Below are 16,794 nucleotides of genomic sequence, written 5' to 3'. Positions count from 1 at the left end.
CCTAGAAACATATGGCCAGGACTATTCTATCCACTGATGGTGCCATTACCTTTGGTGATTTCTCGTTCGAAGATATGGCAAAGATCACGCTTGACGCCATCGGTGATGGCGTATTGGTTGTTGACCCCAAGGGGGATCTGATTTATCTCAACAGGGGGGCAGAAAAGCTGACAGGCTGGTCTCGTGAAGAAGCACTTGGGCGACCAGTCGAGCAGATCTTTTTCATTTTCGACGGTGTTACCCGTGAGCGGGCGAAGAGCCCGGCACAGCGGGCAATTAATGAAGGTCGGACGGTTGAACTGGCCCTGGGCAGCGTGCTGGTCCGGCGCGACGGTTCCGACATGGCGATAGAGGACTCTGCGTCTCCCATCCGCAACCGTTTTGGCGAGATAGCCGGTGCCGTCATTGTGTTCCACGACGCCCGCCAGTCCGGCGCCGCGATGGAGAAAATGAACCATCTTGCCCAGCACGACTTCCTCACCGGTCTGCCCAACCGGATGCTGCTTACGGAGCGGCTTACCCAGGCCATCGGCATGGCTGATCGACACCGCAAGCAACTTGCCCTGCTGTTCCTGGACCTGGATTACTTCAAGCAGATCAATGATTCCTACGGCCATGGGGTAGGTGATCATTTATTGCAGGAAGTGGCCCTGGAGGTCGAGGCTTGTGTGCGTGGTACTGACACCGTGAGCCGTCATGGCGGCGACGAGTTCGTTATCCTTTTGAGCGAAATCAAAGAACGGCAGGATGCTATCCATGTTGCCGAAAAATTGCTGGCGCAATTTGCCATGCCACGGATTATTGATGGCCACGAGCTCCAGGTGAACCTGAGCATTGGTATCAGCGTCTACCCGGAAAACGGGACGGATGCGCAAACCCTGATGCATAACGCCGACACCGCCATGTACACCACCAAGGGCAACGGCAGAAACAGCTACCAGTTTTTCAAGCCAGTGCACTAACCGCCAGCCAGGCCCAGTAACAGCACCAGTTCGGCGAACACCACACTGGCACCCAGAGTGTCCCCGGTGTAGCCGCCGAGTTGCTGGCGAATATAAAGTCCCCATACCGTGGTGACGCCCAGTGTAGCCGCCAGACTCCACAGCCAAACCCCAGGCTGGAAACCGGTCAGAAACAGGAGTGCCAGGGCTGTGAAACCCGCGGCAATGGCCAGCCGGGTTCGCGAGAAATCCTCTGCCACCGGCTTACTCCTGCTCTTGTCCGGGTCGGTCACATACGGCAGGTAGCCCATGATCAGCAGTGGAGCCAGGCGGGACACCATGGGGGCCAGAAGGAGTCCGAGCCAGACCGGCTGTACGTCAGCCAGCAAAGCGACCTTCAGCCCCAGCGCCATCACCAGTGCCACCGTGCCATAAGTGCCGATACGGCTGTCCTTCATGATTCGCAGCCTGGCTTCCACAGAATACCCGCCGCCCAGCGCATCCACACTGTCTGCCAGCCCGTCTTCGTGAAAGGCTCCGGTAATCCAGAGGTGAAACCCCGTAACCAACACAAGACACACCGGTGGGCTCCAAATCTGCACGAGGGCGACATACAGCGCGGCATAAATGGTCCCCAGTAACAGCCCCACGAGTGGGAAATAGACACTGCACTGATTCATCAGGCGCGGGGAGTAGTCGATACGTACCATCATGGGAATGCGGGTGAGAAATCCGATAGCCAGCCAGAGGGCCTGCCACTCCCTGTCGATGATTGGTTTAATATTGGTCAATGACTTGCCCTGTTATTGAGGATCCTGTTGGTTGCCCGCCAGTTTAGCATCATAGGGGTTCGCGCCAGCCAGAGGCGGAATCCCGATGCCCGCATCAACATCAGGCAGTCTTCCAAGGACCTTCGGGCGCTACAGCACCATTGAGGTGGCCAGGAACAGCATCAGGCCCATGCCGATAATGTCGGTGAACGTGGTCAGGAAGATACTGCTGGCGGTGGCCGGGTCAGCGCCGAAGCGTTTGAGCAGCAAGGGCACCGCTACGCCGAAAATGCCGCTACCCATGCAGGCGCCGACCATGGCGATGAAGATGACCAGGCCGAGCATGGCCGGGTTGGCGGAGTCGGTGGACACGGCGTAGGCGAACATGGCGATGCCGGCAATGACGCCCACGGCGGCGCCATTGAGCGCGCCCAGCAGGATTTCCTTGCGCAGCAGCTGGCTGATCGGATAGTCCTTGATTTGTCCCAGGGTGATACCGCGGAGGGTGATCGCCAGTGCCTGGCAGCCGGTGTTGCCGCTCTGCCCGGCAAGTACGGGCAGGAAGGCGGCCAGGGCGACGATCTGGGCGATGGTGCTCTCGAACATGCCCACCACGAAGGCAGCGGCGAAGGCAGTGATCAGATTCACCTGCAGCCAGGGGTGGCGCATGCGGAAGGCGGCGAGCACCGGTGTGTTGATCTGCTCCTCTTTTGCCACACCGTACTGGGAGCCGGCCTGGGCGCTCAATTCTGTGGCGATGCGCTCATACAGCTTCCAGCCTCGCACTTCGCCGACCACGTGCTGTTGTTCGTCCACCACCGGGTACATGCGGTAGTGCCGGTAAAGCACCTCGCTGACAGCGTCCTCGACGCGGGTGTCCTGTTGGAAGGCGAAGGGCTCGGGCACCATGATGCTGGCAAGGGACTCGGAGGGCTTGGAGAGAATCAGGTCGCGCATGCCCACTACACCCACAAGGCGATCCTCATTGGTCACGAATATATAGCTGATCTCGGACACGTCGGCGCTTTTCACCATGAAGGTCAGCGCTTCGGCGACGGTATAGCTGTCCGGCAGCGTCGCCGTTGGTGGGGTCATCAACTCACCAATGGTTTCTTCCATGCCAGAGAGCACCGCGCGGGTGGCAGCGTCGTCCGGGGCGGCAACTTCGCCCAGGTGGGAGGCTATCACCAGCGCCTGCTCCGCAGGCAACCGCGAAAGAATAAACTGGATATCGTCTGCCGGCAGCCGGACCAGTTCCTCGGCGGCATCCCGGGGTGCCAGTTCGCGGATATGCTCCACCCGCTCGGTCAGTCCCATACTGTGTGACATGTCTCGGTCCGCCCTCTGTATCTGTATCCAGACTATAACAGGCGGCGCCACCGACGGCATGCCGCAGCCATCACAGTGGAATCACGCTGATGGGCTTTCGGGTTTCCTGGTTTCGGTCACAGGCACCTTCAACATCAACAGGAAGCCAATGACCAGGAACACCAGGATGGTGCTCATACCCCAGCGCTGGCTGTCGGTAACCGCGGTAACCCAGCCTACCAGCAAGGGGCCCGCAAACGCGGTGGCTTTGCCGGAAAAGGCGAACAGGCCGAACATCTGGGTTTGCAGGTGGGGTGGGGCCACGCGGGCCAGATGGGAGCGGCTGGCCGATTGCAGTGGCCCCACGAAAATGCCCAGGATCATGCCCCATACCCAGAAGGCTGTGGTGCCGTCTACCACCAGGATGCCCAGCGCACTGGTGCCCAGCCCTGCCAGCGATAGCAGGATGGTGTTGCGACCACCAAGAGCATCGTCAATCCAGGCAAAACCCAGGGCGCCCAGCCCGGCCGTTACGTTCAGGGCAATGGCGAACTGCAGCACTTCCGTGGCGCCCATATTGAAGGTGCCGGCGGCGTATACACCGCCGAACGTAAAGATGGTGGCCAGGCCGTCGGTGTACAGCATTCGGGCAATCAGAAAACGCACAATGTCTTTGTACTGACGAACGTGGGCGATGGACTCTTTCAGTTGTACGAATCCGGCACGGGTGGCAGCTGCCAGGCCCAGGCCGGTGGATGGGCGGTCAGGGATGAAGAAAAAGGCAGGGAGGGCGAACACCAGGTACCAGACAGCAACGAGAACGAAGGTGGCGCGCACGTGCTCGGCTTCGTCCCGGTTCAGGTTGAACAGGGTGGCATCGGTTTCGATAAAACCGTACAGCGCAACCACCAGGCTCAGAACACCCCCGACATAACCCAGCCCCCAGGCCCAGCCGGACCAGCGCCCGGTGCGTTCCGGGCTGGCCAGGTCCGGCAGCATGGAGTTGTAGAAAATGAAGGCGAATTCCGCACCAAGGGTGCCAAGGCCCACCCACAGCGCGGCGTTCCAGAACTGGTCCTGTTCCGGCGTGACGGTCCACAGCATGGCGCAGGAAACCACACACAACAGGGTGAAGGTGATAAACCAGGGTTTGCGTCGGCCCGACTGGTCGGCGATGGCGCCGAGAATGGGCGCCAGTACGGCGATAATCACGCCGGAAATGCCCACGATATAGCCCCAGGCCTCGGTACCTTTCACCTCGTTCTGCATCACTGACACACTGAAGTACTGGGCAAATACAAAAGTGAGGATGATGGTGAAAAAGGCGCTGTTGGCCCAGTCGTAAAAGGCCCAGGCCCAGAGTGCGCGTTTGTCTTCCTGCTGCGCGCGCGAGGGCTGGGCTAAGGGCGTTTGCGGTGGCATGCGGGCGGGGCTCCTGTTCCTTGCAAGGGATATCCGTGCGCTGATTGTCGCCGGTATCGGTGCCGATGCCCAGCCCTGTCTGGTTAAACCGCCTTCAGGCTCTCAGCCTCATGGTCGAGCAGCCAGGCCTTGCGTTCCAGGCCGCCGGCGTAACCGGTTAGTGTACCGTCAGCACCGATTACACGGTGGCAGGGGATCAGGATGGCCACCGGGTTGAGAGCATTGGCCCGCGCTACGGCACGCACGGCCCTGGGGTTGCCCAGAGTTTCGGCCAGTGCCCGGTAGGAGCAGGGCTTTCCCGTGGGAATGCCGGTGAGCCCCTGCCACACCTGTTGCTGGAAGTCGGTCCCGGTTAACTGGAGATCGTTCCATGGCAGCGGCTGAAAGACCCCGGCGAAGTAGGCCTCCAGCCACTGCGTAATGGCCTCGGGGGCGGACTGGAGCTGTTCCTGCCATTGGGCGTCACGGAAGCGCCGTGTTTGCAGGGTGTGCATGCGCTGGTCGTTGCCGTCAAAGTCCAGGTGAACGAGTTTGCCGTTTACCGTGGCCAGGCTGAGTGGGCCAATGGGGCTGGGGTAGCGGCTGACAGTGATTGTTGTGCTCATGACATTGTCTCCTCCCGGGCTGGGTGACTGGCCAGTGATGTCCACAGGTACTGGGCTGCATAGGCCCGCCATGGACGCCAGCGCTCGGCATAATGGGTTAGAGTCTTGGCGTTTGTCGGGCCGCCAAGATGGGCAGAGGCCTTGAGTATGCCCAGGTCGCTTGCCGGGAAAGCATCCGGATCGCCCAGGCCACGAAGTGCCAGGTAATTGAGTGTCCAGGGGCCGATACCACGCAGGGTGGCCAGCTGCTCCAGCAGGGTGTTGCCGTCCAGTTCGGCAAAACCGGGCTCGGCAAACCGGGCTGCGACTTGTGCCAGGGTGTCTGCGCGGTTACGGGGCAGCCCTATGGTGATTGGCGGCTGGTCTGCTATCGCTTCTGGCTGCGGGAATCGGTGGGTGATTCCTGTACCAGCCGTCAATTCATCAGGAAGTGGGGTGCCCTGGCTGGCAACCAGCCTGCCTGCAAGCGTGCGGGCGGCGGCAATGGATATCTGTTGTCCCAGGACAGCCCGAAGAGCGAATTCAAACCGGTCCCAGCAACCGGGTACCCGCAGGCCGGGATGTTGCGCAACCAGGGGTTGCAACAGTGGGTCCTGGGACAGGTGGTCGGTGATGCCGGGAAGGTCGGCATCCAGATCAAACAACCGGCGTACTTGCGCGCTTACCTCCAGGATGGCCTGGCGTGCCGGACCCCGTAGGATAACCTGCACGCCCTGCGGGTGGGTTTGCGGGCGGCAGATCACCAGCCCCGGTTGCCCCCGCACATACACGGATCGCGCATAATACTGTTTGCCCACCGCCTCCAGCCCGGGTATGGCGCGGGCGCGGAAATGCGTCAGCAATTGGTCGCCGTCAAAGGGCGAGCGTGCCTGGAGGAACAGTACAAGGTCGTCGCGGGCTGGCAAAAAGGGGGCGTCGGGCGTGTGCGTGGCATCGTTTGCAATGGGTTTAAGCCCACGACGGTAGGCCGTGGGCGCGTCGCCATAGGTTTCTTTCAGCGTGTGATTGAAGCGTCGCAGGCTGCCAAAGCCGGCGATATCAGCAATTTCGGTCATGCTCAGGTTGCTGTCCACGAGAAGCTGTCGGGCTCGTAACAGGCGCCGGGCCTGGGCATGTTGCTGTGGGTTCACTCCGGTGTGGCGCTTGTAGAGTTGGCGCAGGTAGCGATCGGTAATGCCAAGGCGCTCCGCCAGGTCGGATACTGTGCCTGTGTCCAGGGCGCCTTCCTCCACTAGCCGCACAGCTCGTGCCAGCGTGGTATGTACGCCGGCAGCGGCGGGGCTGCCAGGAGCCGCTTCAGGACGGCACCGCAGGCAGGGGCGGAAACCATTGGCCATGGCGGTTTCTGCCGATGGGTAAAAGTGCACATTGCCCCGCTTGGGGGTAACAGCGGGGCAGATCGGGCGGCAGAAAATTCCGGTGGTCAGCACAGCGGTGTAGAAGCGTCCGTCGAAGCGGGCGTCCCGGGTTTTCAGTGCCCGGTAGCAGAGGTCGTCAGTCAGTGTCTCCATGTCTGGAAGTGTACCAGTGCGGCGCGGGAAAACTCGCCGAATTCGGAACTGATGATCGATTAATATGAGGGCCCGTTTCTGCGCCCCGCAGTGCCTGGTCGGCATCAGGTAGATCTGGTCAGAACAGAACTTCCGCCCGTGCAAATCCTAGCTCGTCCAGTATCTCGACGGCCGCATCCAGGGTTGCATAGCTACACACCTGATCATCGTCAGAGACCAGGAAAAAGCTTTTTCCTTCAACTTCTTTAAAGAGCACGACCCATTCCTGGGGATCTGACGGAGACCTCACGATCTTCACCGCGTCGACGCCGCTCTTGCTCCGAAGTGCTTTTATCTCGTGTTTTTTCATCGCTCATTTTTCTGTTAATGCGATTGGTCGGTATTGATGTACGGTCGGCTCAATTCATCCAGCTACCGGGCCCTGGTGTGGTAAACCGTTTGACTGAATTCGGCGGGGCGCAATCAGGCTTCATATGTTCTTCGCTCAATAGAAGGTAGCTCTCCCGGTGGGCCGTCCCCAGGCGAATAGCTCCTGCTTTGCTGAAGCATAGTAACGCATGTTGGTCTTCGACAATGAGGTAGCTGTCCGCCGTTTCGTCCATCCACAGCCATGCATTGCGCTCTTCCTGTTCACGGTTGCTGAAATAGCTGAAATGCGTGAAATCGAGTCGGGAGAACAGGATGAACTGCTCCTTGAAATCAATCATGCCGATCTGTGCATTGGAGGGAATTACCTGTTCGGCGGCAGCGAGAATATTGCGAGGGGTACGCAGGGGTTCGAGAATGCGATACCCCAAGGTTGTGTAGAGCAACCAGCTGACCATCAGAGCAATAAAGAAGCGCCGCAGCGCATCAGTGCGCCAGAATACACCGAGACTCAGCAGCCATATCACGCCAACGCCGAAGACGAGTGTTCCGGCTTCATGCAGGCGCGCCGGGTCCTGGCTGTAATCAGACACTTTTTTAACCAGTCCGGGGTAATCGTTCCAGGCCATGATGCCCACGCTTATCAGGGCAAAGGCGAGCAGCAAATGCAGGCCTGTCAGTATTGGAGGAAACCACCGGGCTGGCCGCCGGGTGCTCAGTGCCGGTGCAATGGCGAGGGCGAGCATGGGCAATGCAGGCAGAACATACACTCCCCGCTTGCCGGGGCTGATGCTGAAAAACACGATAACCAGAACGATCCAGGCCAATAGAACCACGATGACTGGGCGTTGCCGGATCGTTTCTGCCATTGGCCTTAGCAAGCCCAGCAGCAATAACGGCAGCGGGAACCAGAGTGAGGGAATAACACTGGTCAGGTAGTAGTGCCAGGGCTGGATATGGCCCCACGAGTCTGCATAACGTTCGCCGGTCTGTTTGAACAGGATGTTGTCTCTGTAGGCTAGAGCTTCTTCTGTGCCCAGGCTGTTCACATAGAGCGCCATGGGGATCAGCCAGGCTGCGACGACGGCGAGCATGGCAAGTGGGCCGAGGGCGCAGCGCCAGGTGAGTGTGTCGGAAAAAAGCTGGCGGTCCCGGAGCCCGAGTAACAGAATCGGGATAAGCATGAAGGCGGGCAGAAACCCGACACCCTTGGTGATAACCCCGAGCCCCATGAATGCCCAGGCGGCAAAGTACCAGCCCCAGGCCGGTCCAGTGAAAAAATGCCGGCTCAGGCCATAGCAGGCGACGGTAATCCAGCAGGCCACCATGGCATCGATCTGGGCCTTCTGGGCCTGAATCAGAAACTGTGGTGCGAGCATCAACAGCAACACCGCGATGGTGCCGGTACGCGGGTTCCATAGCCTTGCACCCAGATCAAACACCAGCCCCAGGGTCAGCAGGCTGCAAAGCGCGTTCGGCAGCATAAAGGCGACTTTCAGGCTGCCAGTCAACCAATAGAACAGGGCAATGCTCCACATGAAGACAGGAGGCTTGTCCGGATAGAGCTCGCCACCTCTCATGGGGATCAGCCAGTTACCGGAAGCCACCATCTCCCTGGCGACCTCGGCAAAGCGCGGTTCGTCGGCAGGCCACGGGGATCGCAGGCCGATGCCGGTGAAGATCATCACTGCAGCAAATGCCAGCAACACCAGCAGTAGCCGGTTCCGCGAGAGGTTGAATACGTATTCGGGGAGATGGCGAACAAGGGGTGATGCGGGCATGGTCCAGTCTCAGGGATGATCAGAAACAGAGTCGGCCAGGGCTCGGGCCCTGTGATTTCGGTAGAGTGATGCCCCCATCAGTGAGGCCAAGGCAAACAGAACAATGCTGAGCAGCAATTGGTAACGGTCAGCGTTGCCGATCCCGGACCCGGCCAGGGCGAAAATCGCCATCTGGGGCAGGTATCCAAGCGTGCTGCCCATCAGAAACGGGACGAAACGGATGCCGGAGCTACCGGCGACCAGATTGGTCAGCAGATTGCTACCCACCGGCAGCAGGCGAACCATCACTATTTTCTGCAGGGGCTGCTCGCGAAACAGGCCATCAAACTGACGCATCTGGTGACTGAAGCGGTGGCTCAGCGAGTCACGCAGCAGCCAACGAGCGGCGAAAAAACAGCCGCTGGCGCCGATGGACGTAGCCAGTGATGAAAGTAACGCGCCGTTGATGCTTCCGAGGGCAAACCCCATTGCAAATGCGAGTACTTGCCGGGGCGCACCGAGGCCGGTGAACAGAGCCCCGGCCACTGTGATAAACACAATGCCGGCCGCTCCATGGCTGCCGAGGTAGCTGGCCAACCGGTTTTCATCGGTCAGGACGTTCAGCCAGCCGGCATCAACGGCCAGGTAGCCCGCCAATGCCAATGCTGCGAAGAACAGCCCGCGGACGAGGTTCTGCATGTCAGACTGCTTGCGAATTCAGAATCCGGGAAATGACGGGCACCCGGGTTCTGCGCAATAGCCACATAACGCCGACAAGATCGAGCATCCCGGCCCAGGTCCTGTTCCAGGCGTTGTACTTGGAAACACCGCCATTACGCGGCCGATGATTGACTTCCACAACTCTGATTTCACCGCCGATCGCCTTGACCAGGGCGGGGATGAACCGATGGCCATGGTCGAACCAGGGCAGTTTGAGGAAGGTATCCCGTGGAAACAGCTTGAGCCCGCACCCCGTGTCCGGAACACCATCGTGCAGCAAGGCATTACGAACCCGGTTGGCAAGCCGCGACTGGAAACGTTTCCAGGCAGTGTCCTTGCGCTTTTTGCGATAGCCGGCGATGCAGAAATCGGGTGCCAGGATTGTATTGGCTTTTTGCAGCAGTGCGGGGATGTCGGCCGGGTCGTTCTGGCCGTCGCCGTCCATCGTTACGATCAGGCGACCACTGGCGTGCCTGATGCCGGTGGCGAGGGCTCCGCTCTGGCCGATACTCCGCTCGTGCCGGACTGTCACCAGCCGGCCACTGGCGGCTTGGGCCGCTCCCAATGCCGTGTCCAGCGTCTGGTCACTGCTGCCATCGTCAACCAGAACCACTTCAAAGCCCCGGTAATCCTGCATCACATCAAAGGCTTCGGTCAGCAGGCTGGCGATGTTTGTCTGTTCGTCCCGGGCGGGGATCACCAGTGATAGCGTTTGTTCCTGGCTCATAAAGGCATTCCTTCGGTAGCAGGCGTGGCATCGGGGCCGGCTTTGGCCCCATCGTCTGGAACCGCAGTATCCGCCTGCAACCTTAATTCAACCTTAACCCCTGTGGATTTGCCGGGCAGGCTGTGCCGGAAGCCAGATGCTGACACAGAGTCCACACTGACCGTCGGTTCGGTCGCTGAGGGTCAATTGGCCACCATGGAGTTCGGCGATGCGGCGTGCGATGGCGAGTCCAAGCCCGGCACCGCCGCCTCGTCGCTGGTCAAGCCTTACGAAACGGCTGAGCGCCCGCTCGCGTTCTTTTGGGGGAATGCCCGGGCCCTGGTCGCACACGGTTATGAGGTAGCCGTCACCGGAGGGCACCAGGCGGGTGGTAATGGCAGTGTGCTCCGGGCTGTACTGAATGGCGTTGGCGAGCAGGGAGCGCATCAGTGTGTTGACCAGGGCACTGTGGCAGCAGGTCAGAGCCTCACCGGCTTCGTCTTCGAGTATGGGGTCGATGTCCTTTTTCAGGGCCAGCGGCGCGACGTCTGCAATGCTCTGTTCCAGAATCACCGAGAGGTTATGGTAGCCCGGGCGGAAGTCGGTACCTGCATCGACCTGGTTGAGCAACAGCATTTGCTCAACCAGATGCACCATGCGGTCGACGGACTGGATCAGGTCCCGGAATTGTTCCGGATCCTTCTCACAGATCCTCTCGAGGTTCAGCCGCAACGCCGTCAGTGGTGTCCGCAGTTCATGGGCGGCATCGGCGGAGAACCGGCGTTCCCGCTCGAGAGCCTGGTTCAGGCGCTTGAGCAGGCTGTTCACCGCCTGTACCAGCCCTGCCACCTCTCTGGGTGCCTGCCGGTCGTCGATGGGATGGATGTTTTCCGCGGCCATGTGGCGGATGGGGCGCTCCAGTCTCCGCAGGGGGCGGAATCCCAGTTGGATGGCGGCACTGGCGGCAATCAGCAGCAGCGGCAGTGCCAGCAGCAGAGGAAGTACGTTGCCAAGAGCCAGTTCCTGACTCAGCTCCTCACGGATGTCTTCACGCTGGGCGGTACGGATCCAGAAGCCGGTGGCCGGGTCCTGGAGCGTGAAAACCCGCCAGCGGTGGCCGCTGGACTCGGCCCAGGAGTATCCCGGAACCAGTCCCTCGGCATCATCGGCCTTGAGGGTGTCCAGCAGCGGTTCGCGATCAGGTGTCCAGACCTCAAAGGCCAGTTTTTTTTCATATTTGTGCCCGGTTCCGTCCGGCAGGATTTCATCATCGTCGGCCTCGAAATCGATGTCCATATCGTCGGTGCGCGGCAGTGCCAGTGTTTCACTGAGAGTTTGCGGTAACTGTTCCAGCGACTGGGTATCAGCCAGGTGGCGAACCAGGCCCTGGACGATCCGTGTGCTCTGGGCCAGTTCGGCATCGAACAGCTCTTCCAGCTCATGGTTGCTCTCGATGTAACTCCAGGCGGCGGCGATGAGCGCAACCAGCAGAACCGTTGAGGTAACCAGCAGTGTCAGGGTGCGGGTCAGGGACATTCCGGTGCCCCGGCTGCAGCCTGGCTGTCGAGCAGGTAGCCCACGCCACGAATGGTACGGATGGAAGCCTTGCCAACCCGGCGACGAAGGTGATGGATATGCACTTCAAGGGCATTGCTTTCCGCACCCTGATCCCAGCCGTACAGCTGTTCTTCGAGGCGCCTGCGGGTGGCAACCTGGTCGGGATGGCGCATCAGGTAGTACAGAATCTGGAACTCACTTCGGGGCAACGTGATGGTCTCATCGCCCTTGATGAGCTGACCGGATTCCGGGTTCAGTACCAGCTGTCCCACCGTCAGGCCCTGTTGAGGCACAGAGGTGCCCCGGCGCGTTACCGCCCGGATGCGGGCCTTGAGCTCGGCCATGGCAAAGGGTTTGGTCAGATAGTCGTCTGCACCGGCATCAAGTCCGTTGAGTTTTTCATCGAGATCTGCCCGGGCGGTAAGAATGATCACCGGTGTCTGTATGCCCTGTTTCCGGGCACCCTTCAGAATATCGAGCCCGTCCACTCGTGGCAGGGTGAGATCCAGAATGGCCAGATCAAAATGTTCATTGATGAGGGCGTTCATGGCCTGCTGGCCATCGTCCAGCCAGTCAACTGTGTTCTGGTCGTCGCGCAGCATGTCCAGCATGGTGTTGGCCAGGTGGTGGTCATCTTCTACGAGCAATATCCGCATGGCAGGTCCTGTTACTGGTCTGGAAACCATTCTGGCATAGAAATCTTAAGGCCAGCTTAAGAAAAATCCCGGATTCTCTTAAGCCCTGGTTAAGGCTGCTCCCCTAGTCTGGTCCCTGTAGCCAAAGGGAGGCCCTATATGACAGACCCGCTGATGATGTCGACCTGTTGTCCCCCGGACTCCGGGGATGTGGTTCCGGTCATCCGTTGTGCCGGTCGCTGGTTTTGCCAGATCCATCCTGGTACCGCAATGGCAGATACGGTTGTGGGATTCATTCGCCGGCGGTTTCTGCATGCCTACGGCGCCGAGCCTTCGTTGCGCATTCCGGCCTTGCTGGCCCTGACGACCGCACAGGGAACGTTGCTGGCGGCGGTTGGCGTGCGCAATGCAGCGCAGGAAAGACTGTTTCTCGAGGATTACCTGTCGGTGCCGATCGAGTCGGTGATGCCGGTAACCGGCATTGAACGCTCCAGGATTGCAGAGATTGCGCACCTGGCCGGTGTCGAAGCCGGTGTCAGCCGTTATCTGTTTGCTTCCCTGTCGGTCTGGCTGAACGGTGCCGGCTATGACTGGGTGGTGTGCACCGGCACCGATCAGTTGCGTAACAGTTTTCACCGGCTCGGTATTGCCACGGAAGTGCTGGCCGAGGCCGACCCGGCACACCTGCCTGATAGCGGCGCTGGTTGGGGACGATATTACGACCACCATCCGGTGGTAATGGCGATTCGCGTGGCCGATGGCATGTCCGCGTTGCGCACCGCCGGCTTGCTGAAACTGGTCCAGCCGGTAGCGCAGAACAACGGTGAAGGAAGATCGATGTCGGGAGGTTCCTATGGCCGCACTGCCTGAACTGCTGGGGCGCCAGGCGGGTATTCTCCCCTCTCGCGTTGCTTTGCGGGGGCCGGATTCGGCCTTCAGTTATGCCCAGATGATGCAGGCGGCGAATGCCCTGGCCGATCAGTTGAACCGGTCGGGCGTTCGGCGTGCGGGGCTTTGCGGCGACAACTCTGTGGCCTGGGTTCTTGCGGATCTGGCGTGCCTGCTGGCAGGCGTGGTTTGTGTGCCGATGCCCGTGTTTTTCTCCCACTCCCAGACGTCACACCTGATTGAAAGAGCGGGTCTGGACTGTCTGCTGTCTGTGGAAGCCAGTGCAGGTGCAGAACACCTTGGGCATGGCATCTGGTTACGACACTTGCCGGTGTCAGCCGCCGCGGCGAGGATGCCGCGAGAGACTGCAAAAATCACCTTTACGTCAGGCAGTACCGGCACGCCGAAGGGTGTCTGCCTGTCTGTCGAGCAGATGACAGCGACCACCCTGGCCCTGAAGGAGCGGTTGGGTGGTGTTGAGCTTGAGCAGCACCTCTGCCTCCTGCCGATGGCTACCCTGCTGGAAAACATCGCCGGTATCTATCTGCCGTTGCTTATGGGCGGTACCGTCAACATTGCTCCTCTGCAGAGTCTGGGCATGACCGGCAGCAGCGGGCTGGATCCTGCCCGCCTGGTGCAGGGGATTAACCAGGGTGAACCACATTCACTGATTCTGGTGCCGGAACTGGCCATGGCGCTGGTGACGGCCGCAGAACACGGGCAACTGGACAGCCGGTCGTTCCGGTTTCTGGCGGTTGGCGGAGGCCGGGTGTCGTCCGGGTTGCTGGCCCGTGGCCACGCTGCAGGTTTGCCACTTTATGAGGGTTACGGCTTGTCTGAATGCAGCTCCGTCGTTGCGCTCAATGTTCCCGGAGCCGAGGTGGAGGGAACCGTAGGCAAACCCCTGTCCCACGTTGAGGTGAGGGTGGATGACCGCAGGCATATCCTGATTCGGGGCAACACCCACCTTGGCTACCTGGGCGAGCAGCCTGATGACCATGAATGGTTGGATACCGGGGATCTGGGTGCCGTGGATACGGCCGGTTTCCTGTCGGTGAATGGCCGCGCCAAGAACCTGCTGATCACCAGCTTTGGTCGTAATATCAGTCCCGAATGGCTGGAGAGCGAACTGGTTCAGGCTCTGGGAGCTCATCAGGCCGTGGTGTTCGGGGACGGTGATCCCAACCCCAGTGCACTGGTGGTTATCCGGGATGGTCGTTCGCCGGAGCAGTTACGCGGGGCACTGGCCACACTCAATGCCGGACTGCCCGATTATGCCCGGCTGGAGGCAGTGTATATCCGTCGTCAGCTACTGACCCAGGCGCAGGGCCATTGGACCGCAAACGGTCGGCCGGTGCGCCATCAGCTTCAGGTCGACTTGCCAAAATTGTTGGCGGGGGCCTTTCCGGTTTTCATGAATCTTTCTGTTGACCAGTCAACCTTTTCAACCCCGCCAGGAGACACTGATATGGCATTTTTCGACCGTCTGCAATCCGAGACTGCGCAAGCCCGCGCCCATGTAACCGGAGCCCCGGTTGTTGAAGCTATCCGTGAAGGGCGCTTTGACATCAAGGGCTATACCTGGTTTCTGACCCAGGCCTATCATCACGTAAAACACACCGTTCCGCTGATGATGGCTTGCGGTGGTCAGCTTCCGGAGCGTCTGGAATTCGTACGCAAGGCTCTTGTGGAGTACATCGAGGAAGAGTACGGCCACCACGAATGGATACTGAATGACCTGGAGGCCTGTGGCGAGGATAAGGACGCCATCCGCCATGGTAATCCGGATACCTCCATTGAACTGATGGTGGCCTACCTGTATGACCGTATCCAGCGCGGCAACCCTGCGGCTTTTTTCGGCATGGTGCAGGTCCTGGAAGGCACGTCCATCGAGCTGGCCACACCGCTGGGTGAAGCCATCCAGAAACAGCTGGGGCTGCCGGACGAAGCCTTCAGTTATCTGTACTCCCATGGTGCCCTGGACCAGGAGCATTTCGAGTTCTTCCGCAAGCTGATGAATGAGATCACCGATGCGGATGACCAGCAGGCAATTATCGACGCCGCCCGTATGGTGTATCGCCTCTACGGTGACATGCTTCACAGCATCCCGCTGCCGGCCAACCGCAAGGAGCAGCGCCATGAGGCTGCATGACCGGGTATTCCTGCTGCTGGGAGGAACCGGCGGTATCGGCAAGGCATTGGTGGATCCGTTGGTAAGATCGGGAGCCCGGGTCATCGTGGCATCCCGGCACCCGGAGAATCTCGGGCACCGGGAGGGGGTGTCCGTGGTGCATCTGGATCTTGCCGCCGTCGATCTCGATCAGCAGTTGGTGCGGCTGAGCGAGGCCTATCCGGATATCGACGGGGTGATCCACTGTGCCGGCCAGAACCGGTTTGCCGGGCTCCCTGCCATGGCCGTCAGCGAACTGGATGCCCAGCTCACTGTCAATCTTCGCTCTGCCATGCTGGTAGCGAGGCACTTCGTGCCCCGGTTCGATAAGGTCGGCAGCAGTGCCCTGGTATTTGTAGGGTCTACTTTTGGCAGCATCGGTTTCCCCGGCTATACCGCCTACTGCGCCACCAAGTTCGGTTTGCGCGGGTTTACCGAGGCGCTGCGTCGGGAGCTGGCGGATACCACCGTTCAGGTGGTTTACGTGGCGCCCAGAGCCACCGCCACCGAAATGAACCCCGAAGAGGTGAATGAGCTGAATCGCGCCCTCGGAAACAGCGTCGATACACCGGAGACGGTGGCGTCACAGATCCTGGAAGCTATGAAACATGATGACCGACGGCGGTTCCTTGGCTGGCCGGAGAAACTCTTCGTGGTCATCAACGGAGTACTCCCGCGTATCGTCGATAAAGCCATGCTCAAGCAACTGCCGATCATCCGGCGTTTTCTCAATTCAGGAGTACTGTCATGAAGTGGATCGTTCTGATGATGGCCTGGGTGGTCGCCATGCCGCTCTGGGCCGCGGATTTTGAGACTGACCTTGCGGGCATTCAGCACCGCTGGGCGGAAATTCAGTATCAGCTGCCGGAAGACCAGCAGGAGAAGGCGTTCAAAGACCTTGTGACTGACGTTGAAGGATTTGTGGGGCAATACCCTGACCGCGCTGAACCGCTGATCTGGCAGGGTATTGTGCTGAGCACCTATGCTGGCGCCAAAGGAGGATTGGGAGCCCTGGGGCTGGTCAAGGATGCCCGTCAAGCTCTGGAAGCGGCGCTCGCGATAGATGAGGGTGCGCTCGACGGCTCGGCCTACACCTCCCTCGGCAGTCTTTATTACCAGGTGCCAGGGTGGCCATTGTCGTTCGGAGATGACAAGCAGGCGGAAAAATACCTGCAAAAGGCCCTGGCTATCAACCCCGACGGCATCGACCCCAATTACTTTTTCGGTGATTTCCTGCTTGAACAGGGCAAGAAATCCAGGGCAAAGGTTTATCTGAACAATGCTCTCAGGGCGTCACCCCGGCCGGGCCGGGAAATTGCGGATACAGGCCGGAGGGAAGAGATAGCCGACCGGCTCGCGAAGCTTTGATCCTGCCCGGCTGTTACGGCTCGCAGCTCCTGTCACCTTGCTCTACACTCCATTTAAAGGGGGGCCA

At 60.1% G+C, this 16,794-nt stretch carries 16 protein-coding genes; 5 read left to right on the top strand and 11 right to left on the bottom strand.

Going from position 1 to position 16,794, the window contains the following annotated elements; all coding sequences use genetic code 11:
- The first annotated feature begins 11 nt into the window (after positions 1 to 11).
- Positions 12 to 962: a diguanylate cyclase domain-containing protein gene (locus QPL94_RS01280; RefSeq protein ID WP_285354997.1), complete on the top strand. Its 951-nt coding sequence runs from the start codon at positions 12 to 14 to the stop codon at positions 960 to 962.
- Here the strand turns inward: QPL94_RS01280 and cobS are convergent.
- The 11 genes from cobS to QPL94_RS01225 form a co-directional block, all read right to left on the bottom strand.
- Positions 959 to 1,732 (bottom strand): adenosylcobinamide-GDP ribazoletransferase, encoded by a 774-nt coding sequence (gene cobS, locus QPL94_RS01275; protein WP_285354996.1) that lies wholly within the window; start codon positions 1,730 to 1,732, stop codon positions 959 to 961. The genes QPL94_RS01280 and cobS overlap by 4 nt on opposite strands.
- Positions 1,733 to 1,861: 129 nt before the next feature.
- Complete coding sequence (locus QPL94_RS01270) at positions 1,862 to 3,040, bottom strand: magnesium transporter (protein WP_285354995.1); 1,179 nt, start codon at positions 3,038 to 3,040, stop codon at positions 1,862 to 1,864.
- A gap of 81 nt (positions 3,041 to 3,121) precedes the next feature.
- On the bottom strand, positions 3,122 to 4,441 hold the full coding sequence (locus QPL94_RS01265) for an MFS transporter (RefSeq protein WP_285354994.1): 1,320 nt from the start codon (positions 4,439 to 4,441) through the stop codon (positions 3,122 to 3,124).
- A gap of 83 nt (positions 4,442 to 4,524) precedes the next feature.
- Complete coding sequence (locus tag QPL94_RS01260) at positions 4,525 to 5,046, bottom strand: methylated-DNA--[protein]-cysteine S-methyltransferase (protein ID WP_285354993.1); 522 nt, start codon at positions 5,044 to 5,046, stop codon at positions 4,525 to 4,527.
- On the bottom strand, positions 5,043 to 6,557 hold the full coding sequence (locus QPL94_RS01255; protein ID WP_285354992.1) for a DNA-3-methyladenine glycosylase 2 family protein: 1,515 nt from the start codon (positions 6,555 to 6,557) through the stop codon (positions 5,043 to 5,045). Before QPL94_RS01255 ends, QPL94_RS01260 begins: the two co-directional genes overlap by 4 nt.
- Before the next feature lie 118 nt (positions 6,558 to 6,675).
- Entirely contained in the window at positions 6,676 to 6,906 is a 231-nt protein-coding gene (locus tag QPL94_RS01250; protein ID WP_285354991.1) for a hypothetical protein, read from the bottom strand.
- A 49-nt stretch (positions 6,907 to 6,955) separates the two neighbouring features.
- On the bottom strand, positions 6,956 to 8,704 hold the full coding sequence (locus QPL94_RS01245; RefSeq protein WP_285354989.1) for an ArnT family glycosyltransferase: 1,749 nt from the start codon (positions 8,702 to 8,704) through the stop codon (positions 6,956 to 6,958).
- A gap of 9 nt (positions 8,705 to 8,713) precedes the next feature.
- Entirely contained in the window at positions 8,714 to 9,382 is a 669-nt protein-coding gene (locus tag QPL94_RS01240; protein WP_285354988.1) for a TVP38/TMEM64 family protein, read from the bottom strand.
- A gap of 1 nt (position 9,383) precedes the next feature.
- Entirely contained in the window at positions 9,384 to 10,130 is a 747-nt protein-coding gene (locus QPL94_RS01235; RefSeq protein WP_285354986.1) for a glycosyltransferase family 2 protein, read from the bottom strand.
- Between the two features lie 93 nt (positions 10,131 to 10,223).
- Positions 10,224 to 11,645, bottom strand: a complete 1,422-nt coding sequence (locus QPL94_RS01230; RefSeq protein ID WP_285354984.1) for an ATP-binding protein — start codon at positions 11,643 to 11,645, stop codon at positions 10,224 to 10,226.
- Positions 11,636 to 12,322, bottom strand: coding sequence for a response regulator transcription factor (locus QPL94_RS01225; protein WP_285354982.1), 687 nt, complete (start codon positions 12,320 to 12,322; stop codon positions 11,636 to 11,638). The genes QPL94_RS01230 and QPL94_RS01225 overlap by 10 nt, the downstream gene beginning before the upstream one ends.
- A gap of 138 nt (positions 12,323 to 12,460) precedes the next feature.
- On the opposite strand from QPL94_RS01225, the gene QPL94_RS01220 reads away from it, so the two are divergent.
- The 4 genes from QPL94_RS01220 to QPL94_RS01205 are packed head-to-tail and all read left to right on the top strand — an operon-like array spanning position 12,461 to position 16,727.
- Entirely contained in the window at positions 12,461 to 13,171 is a 711-nt protein-coding gene (locus tag QPL94_RS01220) for a thermostable hemolysin (protein WP_285354980.1), read from the top strand.
- On the top strand, positions 13,155 to 15,341 hold the full coding sequence (locus tag QPL94_RS01215; protein ID WP_285354979.1) for an AMP-binding protein: 2,187 nt from the start codon (positions 13,155 to 13,157) through the stop codon (positions 15,339 to 15,341). The genes QPL94_RS01220 and QPL94_RS01215 overlap by 17 nt, the downstream gene beginning before the upstream one ends.
- A complete protein-coding gene (locus QPL94_RS01210) occupies positions 15,328 to 16,110 on the top strand; it encodes an SDR family oxidoreductase (RefSeq protein WP_285354978.1) in 783 nt (260 codons plus the stop codon). The genes QPL94_RS01215 and QPL94_RS01210 overlap by 14 nt, the downstream gene beginning before the upstream one ends.
- Positions 16,107 to 16,727: a tetratricopeptide repeat protein gene (locus QPL94_RS01205; protein ID WP_285354977.1), complete on the top strand. Its 621-nt coding sequence runs from the start codon at positions 16,107 to 16,109 to the stop codon at positions 16,725 to 16,727. The genes QPL94_RS01210 and QPL94_RS01205 overlap by 4 nt, the downstream gene beginning before the upstream one ends.
- Positions 16,728 to 16,794 lie beyond the last annotated feature (67 nt).

Origin of the sequence: Marinobacter sp. SS13-12 (genome assembly GCF_030227115.1) — a bacterium.
GTDB lineage: Bacteria > Pseudomonadota > Gammaproteobacteria > Pseudomonadales > Oleiphilaceae > Marinobacter.
Note: the sequence above shows the minus strand (reverse complement) of the source record. Positions and strands in the feature narration are given on the sequence as shown.